The sequence below is a fragment of the Pseudoalteromonas sp. SWN166 genome (genome assembly GCF_015864485.1).
GTDB lineage: Bacteria > Pseudomonadota > Gammaproteobacteria > Enterobacterales > Alteromonadaceae > Pseudoalteromonas.
Genome location: NZ_JADYXB010000040.1, coordinates 1 through 22050, shown reverse-complemented (window position 1 = coordinate 22050; position 22050 = coordinate 1). Strand labels below are relative to the sequence as shown.

The following is a 22050-nucleotide window of genomic DNA, read 5'->3' as shown; positions in this document are numbered from 1 at the left end:
TGTGCTCGCTTTTCAATTAACACGATACATTAAGTTGTGGATAGCAAATGAAAGCAAATAATAAGGTTAAACTAATAGCAATATCGTTGAGCTTAATCCTTGGTAGTGCAGGGGTTAATGCTCAGCCGATGCCTCATATTGCGCAACCAGGCGAAAATTGGGTTTTACAAACTGAACGCTCAGATGAGTTTGATATTAAAGATGCTGAAAAATGGAATTTTCAAACAGAAAACTACGGTGTTTGGTCTTGGAAAGATGAAAATGCCAGTGTTTCTGAAGGCATATTAAAACTAACCACTAAACGAGAAACGCATTTAAGAACGTTTTGGGATGGCTGTAATAAAACAAAAGTGCCTAATTATAGATTGTTTTACACTTCGGGAGTTGCTAAATCTAGAGCAACAGGGAGTTACGGATATTATGAGGCACGTATAAAGGGTGCGGATAAATTTCCGGGAGTATCACCTGCATTTTGGATGTACAGCAAAATAGATCGTACTTTAACGAATGAAGGCGATGTGCAATATAGTGAAATAGATGTAGTTGAGTTAACTCAAAAACAGACGCTTCAGGAGTCGGACCACGACCTACATAATATTGTTATAAAAGATGGCGCACCCAAGTGGATGCGACCTGGTAGCTCGCCAGAAACAAACCATAATGGCTATCACTTACCATTTGATCCCAGTGAAGACTTTCATACTTATGGGGTTAATGTAACCAAAGACGACATTACATGGTATGTAGATAACGTTCAGGTTGGCTATAAAAAGAATTTGTACTGGCACCGCGATATGAACTTAACATTATCGCAGGGCTTACGCGCACCGCATACACAATGGAAATGTAATCAATTTTATCCTTCAGATAATCAGTCTGCACAAGGTTTTCCAACATCAATGGAAATTGATTACGTGAGAACGTGGTTAAAGCAATAAAAACCCTAAAGCCCATTCTAATAAAGTGTAAATATTAGCCAAATTAAAATTTATTTGTTGCCAATATAAACATCATATGTTTATATTGTTAAAATCAATTTTATACTTTTATAATAAAGTACAGGCAGATTGTTAAAACACTGACGTAGCAATTTTTAGTTGTTTAAAAGGACACACACATGAACTTATTTAAAATAAAAATGGTGATGCTGTTAGGGTGCTGCACATTATTTGCTCCCAATTTATATGCAAAAGATGCAGAGCTGAAAAACTCTGAAGCCAAAAAGCCAAATGTGCTGATTTTACTGTTTGATGATATGCGCTTTGATACGTTTTCTTATCGTAATGGCCCAGTTTCAACGCCAAATATTGACGCATTAGCAAACGAAGGTACACGTTTTGATCAAGCGATGACATCTACTGGCTTATGTTCTCCTTCGCGCGCGGCTATGTTTACTGGCCGCTGGGGACATAAAACGGGGCTTGACGATAACGTGGGGCTTTATCATTCTCGTCTTTCTGAGTTATCACTTAGTGAAGGCAGCGTAATTAAACGTGCAACAAGCGTAGGTTACGACGTAAGTTATGTAGGTAAATGGCACTTAGGTGCACAAGGCCCAGCACTGCGCGGTGCTAACTTTATGTGGGGGCACGATAAAGAGGAAGAGCGTAATGGCCGTCCTTTTACGCCTTATGGTACACAAAAAAATGTTGCCCGTATGAATGCAGGTGAACGCGATAAAAACGGCGAAAAGCACGATTACTACAAAACACTTCCGGGCACATACGCAGATACAGTAACAGCTAAAGAAGTAAACGAAGGCAAATTAATGCTGCAAAATGCGGCCAAATCAGACAAACCATTTTTTGGTATTGTTAGTTTTGAGCAACCTCATCCGCCGTACCGCGTACCAGAACCTTACGCCAGCATGTACGACTACAAAGATATAAAACTTCCTAAAAACTTTGGTATAGAACGTAAACATAAACCAATGGCGCAAGATGATATTTGGTGGCCTTGGCACGATGTAAGCCACATGACTGAAACCGATTGGCGCAAAGCGCATAGTTTTTACTATGGTGCCATTGCCATGATTGACCACGCAGTTGGCGAGCTTATTAATACCGCCAAAGAAGAAGGTTTATACGACGACCTACACATTATTTTAGTAGGCGACCAAGGTAGTATGCTAGGCGAGCATAACCTGTATGACAAAGGCCCGTATGCATACGACGAATTAATGCGTATGCCACTTATTATTCGTGACCCTAGCCTTGAGCCTAAAATAATTAACCGCCAAGTGTCTATGCTAGACATAGCACCAACACTTCGCCAGTGGATGACACTACCCCTTGATGGCGACGAAGATGGACGTTCACTTTTACCATTGATGAAACAAGGCGATAGTGCCGATGCTGGTAAAGATGATATTTCGTTATATGCCTACGAATGGTACAACGGCGGATGGTTTGGTATTAGAGCTATACGTACCCCTGAAATGAAATTTGTATGGAATCCAGGCGACAGCCGCGATGAATTATACGACTTAAAAAATGATCCGTACGAAATCACAAACCAAATAGATAATCCTAAATACAAAAAACAGCTTACTGATTTAGTGCATAAAATGGCGGGAGAGCTTAAGCGTATTGAAGACCCATCATTAACTAAATTTAATCACCACATGAAAGCTTTTTTATAGCCGAGTAATGCCCTTTGGTGGGCCTTAATTGGCCTGCTATTTTTTATTATCAAAATTGAGATTGGCACTATGAAAACACACACAAAATTATTGAGCGCTTTATCATCGCTTGCCTTATTAATTGGCTCTGCGGGCATACACGCAAGTGAAAAAAAACCCAATATTATTCTTATTGTTGCAGATGACCTAGGTTATGCAGATGTTGGTTTTAATGGCTCTAAGGATATTATTACCCCAAATATTGATGATCTTGCTAAATCGGGTACTTCCTTTTCAGACGCTTACGTAGCGCACCCGTTTTGTGGCCCAAGCCGAGCGGCATTAATGACCGGTCGTTATCCACATAAGATTGGCTCACAATTTAATTTACCGACACGCGGCTCAAACGTAGGCGTGCCTACTGACGCTAAGTTTATTAGTAAATTACTAAACGAAAATAACTATTTTACCGGTGCATTAGGTAAATGGCATATGGGTGATGCGCCGCAGTATCATCCAAATAAACGTGGTTTTGATGAATACTATGGATTTTTAGGCGGTGGGCATAATTATTTTCCTGACCAATATCAACTTCAGTATAAAAAGCAAAAGGCACAAGGCTTAAAAAATATTTTTGAGTACATTACTCCGCTAGAGCACAACGGCAAAGAAGTAAAAGAAACGCAGTACATTACTGATGCACTTTCGCGCGAAGCCGTTAATTTTGTAGACAAAGCAGCAGACAAAAAAAATCCATTCTTTTTATATTTAGCTTACAACGCACCGCATGTGCCATTGCAAGCTAAAGACGAAGATATGGCGATGTTTCCTGATATAAAAAATAAAGACCGTAAAACATATGCAGGTATGGTTTACGCAGTTGACCGCGGCGTGGGTAAACTAGTAGAAACCCTGAAAAAAAATAATCAGTATGATAATACGCTTATCGTATTTATGAGCGATAACGGTGGCAAATTAAGTAAAGGCGCTAATAACTTCCCACTTAAAGCAGGTAAGGGCAGTACACAAGAAGGCGGTTTTAGAGTTCCTATGTTGTTTCATTGGCCTAAGCATGTACCTGCGGGCAAGCGTTTTTCGCATCCTGTATCGGCACTAGACTTATACCCAACATTTGCAGCTTTAGCGGGCGCTAAAGTTGAAGAAAACCAACATTTAGATGGTACAAATATGTGGCCTGCATTTATTAAAAACGAAAACCCACATAAAGATGAGCCTATTTATGCACTTCGCCATCGTAAAGGTTACAGCGATGCTGCAATTCGTATGAACCAATGGAAAGCATTAAAAGTTAACCAGCAACCATGGCAGTTATTTAATATCGAAAACGATATTTCTGAAAAACACGATGTAAGTAAATCTAACAAAGCACTGTTAACCGACATGGTTCGCGAAATGGAAAAATGGAGTTGGGATAACCAACAGCCTAAATGGTTTCACGAAACGGCTGAAGGTGCTAACTGGCGATTAGATGCCATGCCACGATTCGATAAAACGTTTAAAACAACTAAGTAAGTTTTATCAAATTCATGGAGGCTTTATGAAAGTAAAAACAATTGTATGGCATGTTTCTTTGTTATGCATGGGCGCAAGCTTACTAGGTTGTCAACAAGCGAGTGCCCTAGCGGGCGCTCAGCTAACACCGGGCAAAACATTATTTACTGAGCAGCACCAAGCAATTAAATTAGAAAACAAAAATCGCCGTAAATGGGATAACGCATTAATAAGCGATTTAGACCAAGACGGTTACCCAGATTTATTACTTACCGACCATGGTTATACCATTCGTTTGTATTGGAACAATAAAGGCGTTTACGACAAAGGGCGCGACCTGATTGTAGGTGATATGCACGGTATTGGCGTAGGCGATTACGACAAAGATGGCAAAATGGATATTTTGCTTTCACGTGGTGGTGGCTCTGGCGATAACGCGCGTAATGCTAAGTTATTTCACTTTAACAAAAGAGAAATCATTGAAGGCGGTGAGTTTTCACCCAAACTGCCAACGTTGCGTGGGCGCACTAGTAAGTTTTTTGATGCCAATAACAACGGTCATTTAGATTTATTACTAATGGGATTCCCGCAGGCTAATAGCGGTAAACAAACCAGTAATTTTATTTATAAAAACGATGGTAGCGGCAATATAACTCACGCAAGTGATTTACCAAAAACTAATCGAGATGGTCAAAAAGTCCTTATTACAGATTTTAATAACGATAAAATTGACGATTTAGTGATTTACGGCGACGGTGCTTTACGTGTTTTAAAAGGCAATGGCGACTTTACCTTTAGTGACGTAACCGCCAATGTTTTACCTAATAAAATAATGGATGCGACGGGTGTTAGCGAAATCGATTTTGATAATGATGGTGACTTTGATTTATATATAAGTCGTGCTAACCCATTACAAGCAGGCGATACGTTTTTTGATGCTAAAAGCCACACATTTGGTTTTTACACCAAGCGTGGACCATTTAAATATGATGACTTACTTATTGGCGATACGCTTAATTTAGTTAACTACCAGTCACCTTATCCAAACCAAGATGTATTTGTAGGCGAAGGCACTTATAAATATAAATTTGAAGGTGAAAGGCACAGTGGTCAAAACGTCAATATTGTTAGCAGTAATGGCCTAGGCTGGGCCGATACCCAACCTAATAAAGGCTTGTATGTTGGTTATATAGGCAATGATAAATGGCGTATGGCGGGTAATACTTTTTCACCTACAACGGGTGTTGTAACCGGTGTTAAACATTATACGGTAAATAAAAAACCAACAGCTCCATCAGATTTGTTACTTAAAAATGAAAGTGGAAAATTTGTAGATGTGAGTGCTAAAGCTGGCATTAAAACAAATTTAAATACGACCGGCGTAAGTGTGGGAGATTTTAACAACAACGGCTACCAAGATTTGTTTGTTGTTAAACAAGGCAACTTGGTAACGCCTACATCGCAAATACTGTATTTAAATAATGGCGATAACACATTTAGCCAAGCGACTCATTCAGGATTAATAACAAACACCTTAGGTACCATTGGCTCAGGCGCAAATGTATTTGATTACAACTTAGACGGCCAGGTCGATATTATTATGAATAACGACAGAGGTCAGTGGCACTTATTTAGTAATCAAGCCAATAACAGTAATCACTATGCATTACTGCGTATAAGTAATTCACTTAAGCATAATGCAAGCCCAATTGGCGCTATAGCGACACTTAAAGGCTGTGGTAAAACCCTTACAAGGCGCGTGTCGCCTGATGCTGCACCTTATACACAATCATTTGATAATGTAGTTCATTTTGGTTTAGGCCAGTGCAACGAAATAGATAACGTAAGTGTGCGTTACAGCAATGGTGAAGTAATCAGTAAATCTAAGGTTGGGACAGATCAAGTAATCAATTTTTAATTACAACGTTTGATTACGACAAAGTTAACTATGAGAGGTAAAAAGCAAGGTTTGGGAACAAGCCTTGCTTTTTTTTCGCAAAAAATTAAGAGTAAAAGAGAGCAATAATGAATAAAAATAACATCACTCATCTTAAAAATAAATTAGCGGGTTTGGTATGCTTATTTACTGTGTTTGGTTGCAGTACCCACACGGCTCAAAGCAATAATAAAAGCATAAATAAAGGGGGAGTAAGTGCATCTTTAGCGCCTGTTAAAACGTCTAATACACTGCTTGAGAGTGCGAGTTTATTTGCATCACTCCCTGACTATTGCCCAACCCCAGACGCTTTTGCTGCCTCTCCTACAGGAGAGCTTACTTTATCGTGTGTTAACTATGCCAATAAAGGGCTACAAGCGGGTGTGCTGGTTAATATTAATAATGACAAAACGTTTACTAAAATAGCCCAGTTGTCGGGGCCAAATAATAAAGGGAAGGGTCGTCCTATGGGCCTTGCCTATGCCCCCGATGGTGCGTTATTTGTAGCCGATAACCAAGGTGCTGGCAAAGCTCGATTACTTAAACTCACCTTAAAAAATAATAAAGTCATCAATACTCAAATAGTAGCAAAAGGCATGAGTTCGCCAAATGGTGTGCGCTATCAAAATGGCTATATTTATGTAACTCAACTGCGTGTGCCAAGTAAAAATAAGACCGAGACTCTCAGCGGGATATATCGTTTTAAGGCCACAGATACCAATATATTAGTGACTAACAGTACAGATGATCCGCATTTATTGTTTTTGGCTAAAACAGCTAATAAGCAACGTAAATTTGGACTTGATGGCTTAGTTTTTGACTCACAGGGCAACTTGTTTGTAACCAACCTAGGTGACGACTTAATTTATAAATTAACGTTTGATACAAACAACAACCTGCTTAGCCAAAGTACCTATGCAACACTTCCAAAAGGAAGTGGACCTGATGGCTTAACTATAGACCCTCAAGGTAATTTATATGCTGCAGGTTTTTTAACTAATCAAGTTATAAGAATTGATACAAACCAAAATGTAACCGTTATTGCATCGTACCCCGATAACAATTCAGAAAATGGTGAATTAGACCAACCCGCCGATATTATTTATTATAAAGGCTCTTTGCTTATGTCGAATTTTGACTTGCTTACAGGCCCAGGCATTACCAATACTGGGCATGGCAAACCTTATACGGTAAGTGAAATTAAGTTACATAATAAGTAAGGTTTTAATTTAAGTTAAGCGCTTAAATTAGGTTCTTAAATTAAAATCGTGTGTATTGCCGTGTATGTTTGAGCTTTAGATTTATGGGCAATACATTTGGTTTACCGCTTTCAAAACTGCTGATTGGCAGCTTTTGATAGCTGTAAATATTCTAATGAGCATAAGTTAATATTATAAACCCTCGTAAATTTCTTTCTGAACAACTCAATTTTGATCATTTTCAACAACATATTTTATTTATTAATGGGGATTTTGAGTCTCTTTTTTTGTTTTGTATAAAAAATAAAAATATCTACGTTACTTTCACTTAAATATTAATGAATTTAAATTGTTTAAAAACAGCGGTTTAAATCATTTCGTTTGAAAAAGAAACAAAAATGTAAAAATTAAAGTAAACGACTTGTAAATATAAACATCATATGTTTAACTTGATCGCAAGTTAAGCAACGCTATGAAACGAAATTAGGATACCAGGACGTTCATTCATTTTATCTGTGGCGCTTAACTAACAATAAAAACAGACGACATCATCACACACTGGTATTGAGAAAAACGATGCCGATAAACAGGAGAGCACACAATGCAGCATAACTTTAGGTTATCAGCAGTCTCTGCAGCTATTATTGCTTCGCTTATTTCATCATCTGCTTTTGCACAAGAAGATGAAGAAAAAGAGAAAATAAAACTACAAAAAGATATCGAAATAATTGAAGTCCAAGGAATCAAAAGTAGCTTACGAAAAGCGGTAAACGCAAAGCGCTTTTCCGACAACGTAAGTGACTCAATTCATGCTGAAGATGTAGGTAAATCAACAGATCAAAACATCGCTGATGCACTATCTAGAGTAACAGGGGTGAGTATTCAAGAAGAGGGCGGTGAAGGAACACGTATATCAATTCGTGGTGCCGGACCTTCTTTAAATCAAATATCAATGAATGGTGTCGCACTTACCGGTGGACTAAGTACCGATGGCTCTAGTGCGGGTGCTACTAACGATAACAGTGTTGATTTAAGCTCTTTTTCGTCAGATATATTGTCATCTATCGATGTAATTAAAACATCTTCTGCTGATAACGATGAAGGCTCACTCGGTGCAAGTGTTGTGCTTAGAACTGTAAAACCGCTAAATTTAAACAAACCACGTCGTTCTTTTACGGTTGAAGGGCGCTACAACGAGTTTTCTGATGAAAGTGACTCACGCATTAATTTTAGCTTTTCTGATAAATACTTCGACGATACCTTTGGCTTTATTATAACCGCCTCTAAAGATACCCAAAAAACACGACAAGATCGTATTAATACCGATTGGGCTAACGGCGCAATTCCTATTGTTGATTTAGATGATGCGACTGGCCGTACAGCACATGACACTGTTACAGGCAAAGCAATCAGGGTACTTGGCAATCAACGTGATGCTGATGGAAATAAGCTTTTTGGTGAAAATGGAGAAGCATTATTAAATCCACTGAGTTCACTTAATAATTACGACCCTGAAACGCAAATATTACATGAAGGTGATTTATTTGTTTTAGCGCGTGAGGTTATTGATTTTACATTAAATAATGACCAACGAGATCGCTTGTCAGTGTCTACAGGTTTTCAATACCAACCAACAGAGTCACTCGATATTCAGCTAGATGTAACTCATACAGAGCAAGATGTGTTAACCGACAGTCAACGACTGCGTTTAAACATGGGACCTGTAACACCTTTAATTTATGCCGGTGACGACAATACAGCACTAAACGGGGTTGATTTATCGACCAATACCTTGCAGCAATCAAGTAGCCGCTCTACAAGTGGTAACTTTGTTCGCTCCTACGGACTTAGAGAAATTGATACTAATGTTGCGTCACTCGATATTGATTATCAGGTAACCGATTCATTAAATATGAATGTAAGAGCTGGTTTTTCTAAAACGACAGATGAAACACCAAATGATGATGAGAAAGACCGTTACATCTCTATTAGTACAGCTACATGGGGCACGGCAGGTCGTCAAATAGTTGAATCAATGCCCGATGGCAGCCACGAAATGGTTGGCTACGACTGTGGTAGCAATGGAGAATGTAGTTACTCAACAGGTGTTACTCCAGGGGAGTTTGACGCATTTGATGGTACGTCTAATGCGGTATACAGCCGTTTTAATCCGTATGACATGCAGCACAATCACTTAGGTAGTTTAGTGCTTCGTAAAAACAAATTAGCGGATACAAACAAGTCGCTTTTTGTTGATTTTGACTATGCGCTTGATGGCGACTTTATTAGATCGCTTGAGTTTGGAGTTAAGTGGTCAAATCGTAAAAAAGATGTCTCTATTCAAAATAGAGCAACCACAAATGGCAGTGACTTAATAGATTTAGAAGACCCTGATCAAGCGTTTGAAGTACGTGGGCTTGGTACAATTCGCTTAGCCGATATAGTGGCTGATAGCGCCTATCCTTACGATAATTTTGGTGAAGATATTCAATCAGACCGCTCTGCACAGTTTTTTAATGGTTGGCCGTTACTAGATGCCGAAAAAGCGCTTGAAATTGTTTCAGGTAAAGATGCAGGCGAAGTAGGTATACGCGAAACCATTACAGGCAGTCGTAATATTGAAACCGAAACAAAAGCCGCTTATTTTAAAGCAAACTTTGAGCTGATGGATGGCAAGCTAACAGGTAACTTAGGCCTGAGGTATGTAAAAGATGACACAACAGCAACAGGCGTAGGCGGTATTAACTTTATTCGTAATCCGCAAATGGTTGATGCGTACAATTTGTTAGTTGAACGTGGTTTAGCTAATACTAACTTGGATGCCTGCCCAACGGGTGTTATGGGTTTAAATGAAAATGGTCAGGCTGATCATCGTTACACACCTACAAACGATGCTGAGCTACAAAACTGTTGGGCATGGCAAATCACTCATGCGTATAACCGTTCAAACCCAGCTACTTTCCCTGTTGATCCGCAAACGGGTCAGTTTGTAATTCCCGGTGCTGATGGCAACACAGGGCTGGGTGTAAATCAGCAAGTGTTTGTAGATGAAAATGGCAACATTATAGCTAACAATGCATTACCTTCTTTAATTTACGACAGCAACGGAAATTTAGTTCCAACGTCAGCTAATGCATGGGCGCACTTTGCAAGTAACGGACAAATTTGGCCATTTTTAGACAGAACAACCTCATTTACAGGAACACAAGGTAGCGGACGTGAAGTACAAGACCGCGTTGCATGGGTAACTAAAAAAGGCGGACATGACGCTTATTTACCTAGCTTAAACTTAAACTATGCAGTTAACGAAGAAATGATTGCACGTTTTGCTGTTAGTAGAACAATGACGCGTCCTCGTTTTGATTCATTAAACCCACGTACACAAATTTTTGAGCAACAATGGGACTCTGCTAATGGCTCAGCAGGTAATGCAAATTTAAAACCGCTTAAATCAACCAATCTCGACTTGTCTTATGAGTGGTACTTTAGCGACTCAGGTTTACTTTCAGCTGCGTTTTTTTACAAAGATATGAAAGACTTTGAAGAAACGGTAGTTGTTCCGTATCACTACAAAGACGTTAGGACTGAATACGATTTACAAACAGCCGATTTATTACTTGATTACGATGAGAATAGAGCACCAGGTAGCGAAGAAGATTGTATGCCACTTAGGCAAGTTGCGGGCTTTTTTGACCAATGGCGCATTGAATGTGACGTTGTAAACGTAACCACAGTAACCAATGGTAAAGGCGCCGATATTAAAGGTGTTGAACTAGGTTACAACCAAAACTATGACTTTTTACCAAGTTATTGGGGTGGCTTAGGTTTAAACATGAACTATACCTACCAAGATTCAGAATCTGATCGTCAGCAGGTAGGTAATACCGATATATTTTTAAAACCACTACCACAACCTTTCACTCCAAAGCATTCTCTAAATACAACACTGTATTGGGAACAAAAAGGGATTCAATTACGTTTAGCGAGTCGCTACACCGGGGATCAATTAGTTAACCGAGGTTTAGTTGGCGGCGCTACATGGCAAGAGGCAACCCATCGTTTGGACTTTAGCTCAAGTTATAAAATTAATAAAAACTTTAGCTTAACTTTTCAGGCACTTAACTTAACTGATGAAACTAACCGAATTTATTACACCAGTTCATTTAGTCGTAATGCGTTTGAAGCTAACTCGCAAGAGGTTGTGCTTGATGAAGGTAATGCAATTGAAGATGGCAGTGTAACTACTTCGCGTACAGCATCAGTTTGGAAAACAGGTCGTCAGTTCCGTGTTGGTCTTCGCGGTACCTTTTAATTGAGAAATTATTAGCAGCGGGCCACGTTAGGCGCGCTGCCTTACAAATCTTGGAGAGTAAGATGAAACATAACTTACTAATAAAAACAGTAATTAGCAGTGTTATATTTTCAGTATTAACAGGGTGCGGTGGAACGGATGAAGGTTACGATCCGCAGTTTAAATCTGATTTAGCACTTGTAATCGATACCGCAGTAATCACGAGCACATTAAATGAAGAGTCCGGAGTTCAAGAAATTGATTTACTGCAAGGCGTAACAATCGACGGTAAACCAGCCTCTGAGTCAGGTGCAACCATAAACGTAAGTGAGTTAGAGTTTGTGGTTAATAATAATTTCACTACCCCACAAACAAGTGCTAATACCATTGCATCACACCGAATTTCACCTTTTACACAATCAAGTGATAGCACTAAATTAGTTATAAATACCGATGCGTTTTCGGCGGCATTAAGACAATGCGACCAAACCGATATAAGAGGCGCTTTAGATGGCGGTGGTAATCCTATTGCTGATGGTAACTTAGATTTTCCGAGCCAAGTTATTTATAACATTACATATTCCATCAATAATGGTGCAGCTGTTGAACCGAGCGGCGCACTGCCTACACGTACATTACAATTAACTGTCAATGCGATTGATGATGTTGTAACTGAGGTCAGCGTCTCGCCGATTGAAATTCCTGCTGGTGGTCAAGCAAGTGTATTCGCATCAGCGATACCAAGTTACGCGTGTAACCCCGCACTTATTTATTCAATTGCAGATGAAGATATTGCAACCATTGATGAAAATGGCCTTATTAGGGCTAAAAATACCGGTGAAACGACTATTACAGCCACAAGTGTTGATAACCCCGATGCTTCAGCAAGCGCCACACTTACAGTGACAGGTGCTTTTAGTCTTGCAATAACAAACGACGATAAAAATGAGCTAGGCGCTTCTTCAGGTAACAAGGACGTTCCAATCTGTGTGGCCAGTGGTGTAGAAGTACAGCCGGCTTTACTAAACGCAGAGTTAAGCGGCGAATATACTTTTGATTGGACACTTAACGATGAAGTTTCATTTACGAAAAGCTTAACCGCAAAAAGCGGCTTTGGAGAAGTACTTGCCATTAAAGCACCTACAACAATAGACAGTTCAAATACGGTAACGGTTGAACTTATTGATGGCGATACAGCAAGTACACCTTTATCACTTATTTCGCAAAAAAGTATTACGGTTAATACTGTTAATAACCAAATGTGTGAGCCGGGTGTGTCTGAACACGAAGTAGGCTTTAACACCGACTTTAACCTCAATGGTGAAGGGGCTCCTTATAAAGGTAATGCCACTTATAGCGTATCGGCAACCTCTGTGTCGGGTAATGGTCGTTCGCTTGAAATTACAGCGGGTACTGCTACTCAAGGTGAAGCGAATACACCGTACTCTTTTGCAACTCAGCAAGTTTGGAATAAACAACGTAACTGGTACAGCGCCAACTATGGACGTGGTGCCGAGTCTGTTGGTAAAACATACCGTTATGCCGTGTGGGTTAAGTTAAATCAAGTGCCTGTTGAACCCGTTACGTTACGCCATGTTGTTGTACCGTGGGTTTATGACGGGATACCAGAGGATGCAAATGGATTTACAGGTCGTTACTCAGAAGCGGGCTTATTTAGCGCAGCACTCGCAGCCACTACGCAGTGGCAATACATCGAGTTTGTAGAGGATTCAACTAATAAACGCGACTGGGCTATTCCAGCAACATGGAGCTCAATTACCGATGTGTTTACCCTTTGGGAAGTGTATGGACTGCCAACGGGTGATTCAATCTTGATTGACGATTACGCAGTTACGCGTACCGATATTTAAGCGAGTACTAGACGCATAACATAATATTAATTAAAGCGGCTTTAAACTAAATAGGTTTAAAGTCGTTTTGTTTGCTTATAAGCCACTAAAAATCTATTTATTTACGTATTAATTTTTAACTTTCACACAAACTTACATACAAAATAATGAGACATCATGAACAACACGCAAAAAAATATAAAAACACATAAATTGACGCTCACAGCAGCATTATTGTCGGTAATAACCATTGGCGGTTGTAGCAGCGATGCGACGACTAACACGCAAAAGCTTCCCCAAACTAAAAATAACTTATTGCCTTTAACAGATCCGCAAAACACCGGTAAATGGGTACTTAACACTCAAGTAAGTGACGAATTTGAAACCAGCACTATCAATGAAGAACGTTGGTACATTGTGGGTAAACTTGAAAACGGTAAACCTGTTTATAAGCATCCAGATAATCCAAATAAAAAAGTATGGAAAGGCCGCGCACCTTCACAGTTTTCGGGTAATAACTACCGCCTAGAAAATGGCAAACTAAAGCTAGAGACACGTTGGGAGCCCGACTTTCCTTTTGAACAAAAAATACATAAACCCGTGTTTGGTGATGCACTTAAATACGAAAACCTTACAACGGCATGCTTTATCGGCAGAAAGTCATTTCAGTACGGATACATAGAAATTAAAAGCAAAGCCGCTGATGCGCAAGTGAGCAGTGCATTTTGGTCGATGGGTGAAAAGTTAGAAGTTGATTTTTTTGAATTATTTGGCGACTCGCTTGACCCTAAAAAAGATCACATAGACAGTGAGTTATGGTGGTCAATCCGCGATTGGAATAAAAAAGTAAAAGGCAAGCCAACTTATACAGAGCGCAAAGATTTAGGCTTTAGAGTGGCAGATGACTTTCATGTTTATGGAATTGACTGGAGCGCCCAAGGAATTAAATATTATGTTGACGGTAAATTATTTAGCGAAGTATCTGCAGCACAAGCTGATGCATGGGCAAAAGAGCACCGCGGGGTTGATACAGGCTATGTAGCCACTAAGCCATTATTTTTATGGCTTGATCAGGAGACTTTTCCTTGGCATGGCGTACCAAAAAGTAAAGAAGAGCTTGAACGTAATAGCCCTGAGGGCAAAAAAGATGATGGTGTAGTCGACTTTGAAATTGAATACATCCGTGTGTGGCAGCAAAAACCATTACAGTCAGTTAAGTAAGGAGTGGGTTAAATGAAAAAAAATAGTAAGCCAGCAAACACGTTATTTTGTTTATCACTGATCGCTACAAGTATTCTGCTTTATGGATGTAACACCACTCAAAGGGCAAGCAATGAAACGCTAAGCGACAACAGCAGTAATAAATTAATGTTTAGCGAATCGCACAATATTATACCTTTTGAGCCGCTATCGCGTCGTAAATGGGATAGCGCGCTGATTGCAGACTTTGATAAAGACGGCTATCAAGATGTATTAATTACTGAGCATACCCACGCAGTAAAAATTTTTTGGAATAACAAAGACAATACATTTTCAGCACCACAGATAATTATTAAAGGCGACACACACGGCGTCGCTGTTGCTGATTACGACTTAGATGGTCGTATGGATTTAATAATAGCCCAAGGCGGTGGTGGAGGCCTAAAACCGCGTTTACCTGTATCGTTTCAAATAAATCACGACCGGACTGTTGAAGGCGGAGAAACGTTTGATAATTTTGAACGTACACGCGGACGTGCGGTTAAATTAATTGATGGCAATAACAGTGGCACTTTAGATTTAATGCTCTCTGCTTTTCCGCTTAAAAAGCAAAAAAAGGGAGCCAATCATATATATAAAAACGAAGGGCATAATCATTTTAAGTTTGTCGATTACTTACCTACTGCAAAATGGCTTGGTTATAAAGTCTTAGTTAGTGATTTTGATAATGACGGGCACGATGATTTATTTTTTTACGGCGGAGATGACATTGTTGTAGCGCAGAGTAAATCTGATTTAGGTTATAAAAATAAAAGCAAGGCTGTACTAGGAAATAATCGCAATATTAGCTATGTGAGTAGCATAACCGAAATTGACTTTGATAATGACGGTGACTTTGATTTATTTTTAACGCGCGCTAAACACCAATTTGAACAACACACCTTTTACGATGCTCAATCTCAAAACTTTGCTTTTTTTACTCGTAACGAAGCATTTAAATTTGAAGATTTTAAAATCGAAGGTGACTTTGAAATAGAAAACCTGCAAATGGCTTATCCCCATTTTAATGTGTTTATTGGCAAAAATAGTGCGCCTTTAGCATTACAAGGGCATGGCGGCAGTGAACGTACGGTACAGGTAACAAAAGAGCAGGCTGCTGGCTGGCCTAAAAAACTACATAAAAAAGGTTTATATATAGGTTACTTAGGTAACGATACTTGGCGCGTAGCGGGGGATACTAAATCGCCCACAGCCGGTGTTATTAAAAGAGTGACTAATTCACCCAAAGTAAAAGGGCTTGAGCCATTACCAGCGGTATTATTAGAAAACCAGCAAGGTAAATTTGTTGATGCAACAGCCAAGCTAAATATTAATCTTAGCGAACCTACAACCAGTGCTGTAGCCGGAGATTTTAACAACGATGGCTGGAGTGACTTATTTGTATTACGTTATGGCAATCCGGCAAAAGCCAACGAGCAGGTACTGTATTTAAATCAGCAAGGTAAAGGCTTTGAGGCTTTACAAAACCATGGTGTTATTTCAATTGAGCTTGGAGCAACAGGGGGCAGTGCACAGGCCTTTGATTACGATAATGACGGGGACCTTGACTTAATTTACTCAAACGAGCGCGGTCGCTGGCATCTATTTACTAATAACAGCATTTTAGACGCACAGCATAATTTTTTAGTCACTAATATTGGTTACTCTCCTAACGCTGGTGTGTCGGCAATGGGGGCTACAGCGACTATAAAAGCGTGTGGGCAAACTTATAAACGAGTTGTAGGCGCAACAGGTGCTGGCTTTTCACAAAGCGAAAATAACCGATTACATACTGGTTTAGGACAGTGTACTAAGGTGCAAAGCGCCAAGGTTAAGTGGTCAAATGGCGAGTACGTTGAACTTAATTATAAAAACCTAAATGATCCGAAGGGTATTTATGCAGGTAAACAATTTTTTGATGGGAATAACTATAATGATTAGAAAAAATAGTAGTTTAGGGTTTTGTCTATCCACCTTGTTGTATTCAGGTATTATTAATGCTTCAGTCGATCCGTCAAGTGACATAAATATACAGCCCTATCAAGGAACTCAAGTTAGTCATTATTTACTAACATGGTCAGATGAATTTAATGGTACAGAGGTAAATGAAAAACGATGGAATTACCGATTAGACTGTAAACACTGGAGCCAACAGCGTAAGGCTAATAATACTGTATCTGGTGGTCTTTATCGCATTCATCTTCGAAAAGAAAGTGTGGACTGTCCTAATAATAATGCCTTACAACCAGGTCAACAAAAAGGTCAAAAACCTGCTGGGAAAGTTCAGTATACAGGCGGAGGTATTATTTCAAAAGACGAACTACGATACGGGTATTATGAAGCTAAGCTTAAAATGCCTTCAGGAGCGGGGTGGCATACTTCATTTTGGATGATGAGAAATCAGTTTATAGATTCAACGAGTAAACACGATTTAAATAGTAACATTGAACTAGATCCTGTTGAGAATGATTCGATTGATTTAAAGCATTATCAAATTGACGCGCATCAATGGTCACCAACGCCAGGGACTGAAGACCTTGGTCGTAAACAAAATAAGGTCGGCACAAAGCAAGTTAGATTTAAAGATGAAACTCGCTTAGATGATTTTCATATATATGGTTTAGAGTTTACATCGACCCATTTGCGTTATTTTTTCGATGGGAAATTACAAAAAGAAACCTCGTTTGATGTCAACCAGTATAAACACAATGATATTAGTATTTGGTTTACTTCAATAGCATCATTTTTAGCTAATACAAAACAGGTAGATAATAGCCATTTACCTGCTGAAGCACAGGTTGATTATGTTCGCTTTTTTCAAACTCCCAAGCAAATAGATGAACTTCAATAATACTATTAGGGCGTGTTGAACGGTGTAGATTGAAATTCGTTCAATCTAGGGGCGATTTAATCGCGGTGTGAGGTTTGTAACGTAGTGGGCTCGGTAACTGCTCCTGCGTTACCCTACTGGCTTTCATCCATGTAAGAATAAGTAAAAACCGAGTAGTAGAGAATTGGCTGTCCCTATAAGCAGCCCTAAATGGCACGCATGTTTAGCATCTATGCTGCATTATCGCCTATTTATGGGGAACAGCCACACTACATAGGCCCCGCCTTGCATAAACACCAAACATACTGCTGAAAATCCAATTACCAAAGATCAACGTGCCCTAAATATTATTATAAAGAAACTTGGATCCAAATAGTAAATGCATAGCTTGAATAGGTAAAAGAAGTGGTCAGTTGAATACAGACTGATCGCAACACAGGTAAACCTAGTTATCGCTTCAAATAAGCACAAGACGCATTTGATGAGCGTAACCGCCCAGACTGTAAATCACGTTAGAACTAATCGTATTATCATGAAAAGTGACACAAAGTTTAAAGTGCGGTGTTTACTTTACACATACTGGCAGCAAAGGCTGAATGAAAGCACGAATAGATTACTGCGACAATATTAGCCTAAATCTACTGATTTCAAAAAGTAGCACTATCAGACGTTGAAGGTTTCATAGTAAAGACAAATTAATGGCGAGCATATGAGAGTTATAGTTGCTTAGCGGTTATATACTTCAAAGTTGAATTTACCAAATGTTTTAGTGTGGGGTAGATGTTGATTTTTATCAAATTAGGGACGATGAAATCGTCCCTAAATACAGACTTTAATTAAAAGCTATATTGAACACTTGCACCCACATAACGACTCCAGTCACGAGGGTAGAATGCTTCCCCAAACCCTTCAGAGTTTATACGTTGGCGAGTAGTGTACGACTTATCAAATAAGTTTTTAATGAATACACTAAACTGTAAGTTATCTTTGCTTACGCTTAAGTAACCATCCCAAATGCTTGACGATGGGTTTGCTGATTCGCCAAAGGCAAGTTCATTAATTGATTGCGTATGGCTACCATTATAACGCCAAACCGCACGTGTATTAGCTTTCCAGCCGGTATCAGCAATTTGTGTATTATATGAAATAGTACTTAAAAATTGTTGCTCAGCATTATTAGGGAAAGATAAACCCGTTTGATCAAAGCTCTGACGGCCTGTTGAATCAGTAGTACAGCGAGAAGCAAGTAAACCACCATCACCAGCAGGACAATTTATAGGTGTATCAGAAAAGTCTTCAAAGCGTGCATCAAAATAAGCGTAGTTAAACGACCACTTTAATTTATCTGATATTTTAACCACTACATCGGCTTCAATACCGGTTGAACGTGCTTGTGCTGCGTTTACATAGCCTGCAAAAATAATGTTATTTTCTTCATCTATTACACGGCTGGCACGTACTTGATAATCGTCAACTCTCATATCAAAGTACGTAAAGTTAAACAGTAAATCATTATCAAAATATGCTGAACGCAGACCTACTTCAAAGTTTGAAGAGTTTTCAGGATCGGTAGGGAAGTTGTCTGCATCGGCAGGGTCCGTATTTGTTGTTACAAAGTAAGATGCCCCTTTATAGCCGGTAGAATAATTTACATAACCGCGAATATCATCAGTAAAGTCATACCCTACAACCGCTTTGTATATAAAGGCGGTGTCTGAGTTATCAAATTTAGTTGGCGCGTCTTGGCGTAAAATAAGCGATGGATCTGTTTGAGCAAGTTCTAATACTTCATTGAATGTTTCCATTCCAACACCCGTAGAAGGTGTTGCCAAATCTGTACGAGCAAAGGTTGCATCACTTTTTTCGTGTAATAATCTAAAACCAAAAGTAGCATCTAATTGCTCAGTTATTTGGTATTCAAGTTGTCCAAAAATAGCGACGTTTTCAAAACCAGTTGTAAAATCACCACTATTTAGTAAGCGAGAAGGCGTTAGTAATGAGCGGTCGTCATCGCCAGTAGTTGCATAGTTAGCTAAAAAAGCATCGGTAGATTGCTTTGAATAACACCCTGTTAATTCGCCGCCTTCAATAAAGCCACGGTTACCTGCAATACAGCCGTCACGTATTTCAGAGCGCTGACCATCGGTATCATGGTAAAAAAGACCTAATACCCAATCAAATTTTTCATTATTAAATGACGAAATACGAAATTCTTGTTGAAGCACATCAACTGATTCGTTACCACCAAAAGCGGTTCGCTCTACAGGAAAATTAATAGTGAAAAATGCGGAACTGTTATATAAATCAAAATCTCTGTAGCTACCATTATAGCTAAGTGTAATTTCATCATTTAGGTAGTAATCAGCCGATATTGAAAAGCCAAAATTTTCTGTTCTACCAAAATTACCTTCAGCATTACGCGATGTAACTGGGCCGCCGGCTTCTTCAAAAGTAGACTCAGGATTTACACGGTTATAGGTTGTGCCTTCAATAGTGCCATCATCTTTTACATTAACGATTGGACGAGGGCCAAAATCTGGGTTTATTCCACCTAAACGAGTAAGAGAACAACAATTTGTGTCTGTCTCTGAATATTCTAAGCGAAATAGTACGTTTAGCTCTTCACCGTTGTCATACAAAAGTTGGCCACGACCAGCTTTCGTTGTTTTTGCGCCTATGGTGTAATCTTCTTCACCAGGCATGGTGTTTTCTATCCAACCATCAATATCACTGTATTGCGCGTTAAATCGAGCTGCCCAGTTTTCGTTAAGGGGTACATTTACGGTCCCGCTAAAATCAGTGCCATCAAACTCAGTAACCTGTGCTCTAACCGTGCCTGAAACTCGGTCATCTAGTTGCGGCTTTTTAGTTACATAATGCAATAGGCCTGTTGATGTGTTTTGGCCAAATAAAGTCCCTTGTGGGCCGCGCATTGCTTCTACACGCTGTACATCTGAAATAGGTAAGTTAAGCATTGATTGGCGAGGTAATACTTCTCCATCTATAACGACAAGGTTTGAAGACTGTAAGCCAATTGAATTTGTAAAAGTGCCTATACCACGTGTTTTTAATGTTGTAGTTCGTATTTCACTGCTGTCATCAATGCCAAAACCAGGTAAGTAGGTGACTAGATCAAACCCATTATCTATACCAATTTCTTGAATTAAATCACCGCTTAGCACTTCGATTGAAGAGGGAACTTCTTTTAATGCCTGATCGCGTTTTTGTGCGCTCACTAAAATAACTTCAAAATCGTCTGAATTGCTTTTAGCTTGTTTTGCGGTTGTTTCTTCTTGTGCATATGCAGTGTGTGTGAAAGCTGATAAAGAACAACATGCAAGTAATATTGCTGTATGCAATTTACTGTGTTTAAGCATTTTAACCACTCCGTTTCTTCATAATTACTGTGTGTGCAGATAATGCAACGGCAGTATCTGTTATTTAGAATCAGGCTAATTAAACAGCGACTCTTAATTGCGATAAAGCTATAAGCAATCAAGAAGTGTAAATAATCACGAATGATTCATTCTAACAATTTAAACATATGATGTTTGCAAGTGCAATGTGTTGATTACTTGTTTATTAAATGTTGCTTGTAATATTGAGTTTATAACCTTGTATTACCGTTTAAGTAACACAAGATTATTAAGTTAAGTGGTTGAATTTTAGTCTCTAATCTAAATTACAGATTTAGAGTGAAAAATAATTTAATTTCAAAAAATTATTTTAAACGAGCAAAAAAGTGGTAATCCTCAGCATTTTTAAGCTTTTGAGCAAAGCTCATTCCTAAGTTTTTGAGCTGCTGTGCATTATTATAAGCACCAATTTTGAGCTTTAATTCACTCACGGCCTGCGCTGTTGAGCCAATGCTATCTAGCGCTAAAAAGTACAAATAAGCGTATTGCACGTTATTACTCTCAAGTGTCATTGCGTGTTTAAACGAATCAACTGCAGCGGGTTTGTTACCGCTTCTAATAAGCGCCATACCGTTTGCATAATGTAGCGGCGCTGAGGTAGGTACTGCTTTTAAACCACTATTTAACGTGCTTTGCATTTTTGCTGTTTGACCAAGGCGATAATAAATATCGGCTAAATTTACATAACTTGCATCAAAGTAAGGGTCAACGCTAATGCCTTTTTGTAACGACTTTATAGCACCGTTTATGTCTTGTTTATTAAGCGCGAGCATACTTTGATTTATGTTACCTTCACCGCGCCATGTATTGACAGTATTAGCGTGTGCAAGCTCTATAATTGATTGATTAAGCCCGTTTAACTGCGCTGTTGTTTGGCTTAGGTTTTGCGCAGCAGCAACACGCACCGATTTTAATTTGTCGGTTAATAGTTGCTTATAGCTTTTTAAGCGCTCTGCTTCGGGGAGTAAAAAGCCCACTTTAGCAATCGCTAAGCGAATAAGCGGAAGCGGCGAGTTAACCCAACTTTTTACTGTGGCATCGTTTAGCTCAGCGCCCGAATTACCTAAATAGGCAATTGCACTGGCGCGGTCTATTTCATTTAACGAAAAGTCATTAATTAAGCTCATATGTGCATTTTGCGATATCGCTTTTAATGA

At 39.2% G+C, this 22050-nt stretch carries 11 protein-coding genes and 1 pseudogene; 10 read left to right on the top strand and 2 right to left on the bottom strand.

What is annotated here, in order from left to right:
- Positions 1-47 precede the first annotated feature (47 nt).
- The 10 genes from I6F49_RS17355 to I6F49_RS17310 all read left to right on the top strand — a co-directional run bounded on the left by I6F49_RS17355 (position 48) and on the right by I6F49_RS17310 (position 17498).
- Complete coding sequence (locus I6F49_RS17355) at positions 48-938, top strand: family 16 glycosylhydrolase (RefSeq protein ID WP_165741740.1); 891 nt, start codon at positions 48-50, stop codon at positions 936-938.
- A gap of 179 nt (positions 939-1117) precedes the next feature.
- Complete coding sequence (locus I6F49_RS17350; protein ID WP_165741308.1) at positions 1118-2641, top strand: sulfatase-like hydrolase/transferase; 1524 nt, start codon at positions 1118-1120, stop codon at positions 2639-2641.
- A 69-nt stretch (positions 2642-2710) separates the two neighbouring features.
- The gene (locus I6F49_RS17345) at positions 2711-4153 is read left to right on the top strand and encodes a sulfatase-like hydrolase/transferase (RefSeq protein WP_165741309.1); all 1443 of its coding nucleotides are present in this window, start codon (positions 2711-2713) and stop codon (positions 4151-4153) included.
- 25 nt (positions 4154-4178) lie between these two features.
- The gene (locus I6F49_RS17340) at positions 4179-6050 is read left to right on the top strand and encodes a CRTAC1 family protein (RefSeq protein WP_165741310.1); all 1872 of its coding nucleotides are present in this window, start codon (positions 4179-4181) and stop codon (positions 6048-6050) included.
- Between the two features lie 107 nt (positions 6051-6157).
- A complete protein-coding gene (locus I6F49_RS17335) occupies positions 6158-7288 on the top strand; it encodes a Vgb family protein (RefSeq protein ID WP_197181457.1) in 1131 nt (376 codons plus the stop codon).
- Positions 7289-7868: 580 nt separating this feature from the next.
- Positions 7869-11579 carry a TonB-dependent receptor gene (locus tag I6F49_RS17330; RefSeq protein ID WP_197181456.1) on the top strand — a complete coding sequence of 1237 codons (3711 nt, stop codon included), beginning with the start codon at positions 7869-7871 and terminating at the stop codon, positions 11577-11579.
- Between the two features lie 62 nt (positions 11580-11641).
- Positions 11642-13429 (top strand): Ig-like domain-containing protein, encoded by a 1788-nt coding sequence (locus I6F49_RS17325; RefSeq protein WP_197181455.1) that lies wholly within the window; start codon positions 11642-11644, stop codon positions 13427-13429.
- A gap of 156 nt (positions 13430-13585) precedes the next feature.
- Positions 13586-14629: a family 16 glycosylhydrolase gene (locus I6F49_RS17320; RefSeq protein ID WP_197181454.1), complete on the top strand. Its 1044-nt coding sequence runs from the start codon at positions 13586-13588 to the stop codon at positions 14627-14629.
- Positions 14630-14641: 12 nt separating this feature from the next.
- Positions 14642-16588 carry a CRTAC1 family protein gene (locus tag I6F49_RS17315; protein WP_197181453.1) on the top strand — a complete coding sequence of 649 codons (1947 nt, stop codon included), beginning with the start codon at positions 14642-14644 and terminating at the stop codon, positions 16586-16588.
- Positions 16581-17498: a glycoside hydrolase family 16 protein gene (locus I6F49_RS17310; RefSeq protein WP_197181452.1), complete on the top strand. Its 918-nt coding sequence runs from the start codon at positions 16581-16583 to the stop codon at positions 17496-17498. The genes I6F49_RS17315 and I6F49_RS17310 overlap by 8 nt, the downstream gene beginning before the upstream one ends.
- A gap of 815 nt (positions 17499-18313) precedes the next feature.
- On the opposite strand, the gene I6F49_RS17305 is transcribed toward I6F49_RS17310, so the two are convergent.
- Positions 18314-20854, bottom strand: coding sequence for a TonB-dependent receptor (locus I6F49_RS17305; protein WP_197181451.1), 2541 nt, complete (start codon positions 20852-20854; stop codon positions 18314-18316).
- 344 nt (positions 20855-21198) lie between these two features.
- A pseudogene (locus tag I6F49_RS17300) lies at positions 21199-22050 on the bottom strand (hypothetical protein); the annotation flags it as partial.

Coding starts and splice junctions, on each gene's coding strand:
- I6F49_RS17335 (WP_197181457.1), top strand. CDS start 6,158: ATGAATAAAAATAACATCACTCATCTTAAAAATAAATTAGCGGGTTTG.
- I6F49_RS17355 (WP_165741740.1), top strand. CDS start 48: ATGAAAGCAAATAATAAGGTTAAACTAATAGCAATATCGTTGAGCTTA.
- I6F49_RS17350 (WP_165741308.1), top strand. CDS start 1,118: ATGAACTTATTTAAAATAAAAATGGTGATGCTGTTAGGGTGCTGCACA.
- I6F49_RS17345 (WP_165741309.1), top strand. CDS start 2,711: ATGAAAACACACACAAAATTATTGAGCGCTTTATCATCGCTTGCCTTA.
- I6F49_RS17340 (WP_165741310.1), top strand. CDS start 4,179: ATGAAAGTAAAAACAATTGTATGGCATGTTTCTTTGTTATGCATGGGC.
- I6F49_RS17315 (WP_197181453.1), top strand. CDS start 14,642: ATGAAAAAAAATAGTAAGCCAGCAAACACGTTATTTTGTTTATCACTG.
- I6F49_RS17325 (WP_197181455.1), top strand. CDS start 11,642: ATGAAACATAACTTACTAATAAAAACAGTAATTAGCAGTGTTATATTT.
- I6F49_RS17305 (WP_197181451.1), bottom strand. CDS start 20,854: ATGCTTAAACACAGTAAATTGCATACAGCAATATTACTTGCATGTTGT.
- I6F49_RS17310 (WP_197181452.1), top strand. CDS start 16,581: ATGATTAGAAAAAATAGTAGTTTAGGGTTTTGTCTATCCACCTTGTTG.
- I6F49_RS17320 (WP_197181454.1), top strand. CDS start 13,586: ATGAACAACACGCAAAAAAATATAAAAACACATAAATTGACGCTCACA.
- I6F49_RS17330 (WP_197181456.1), top strand. CDS start 7,869: ATGCAGCATAACTTTAGGTTATCAGCAGTCTCTGCAGCTATTATTGCT.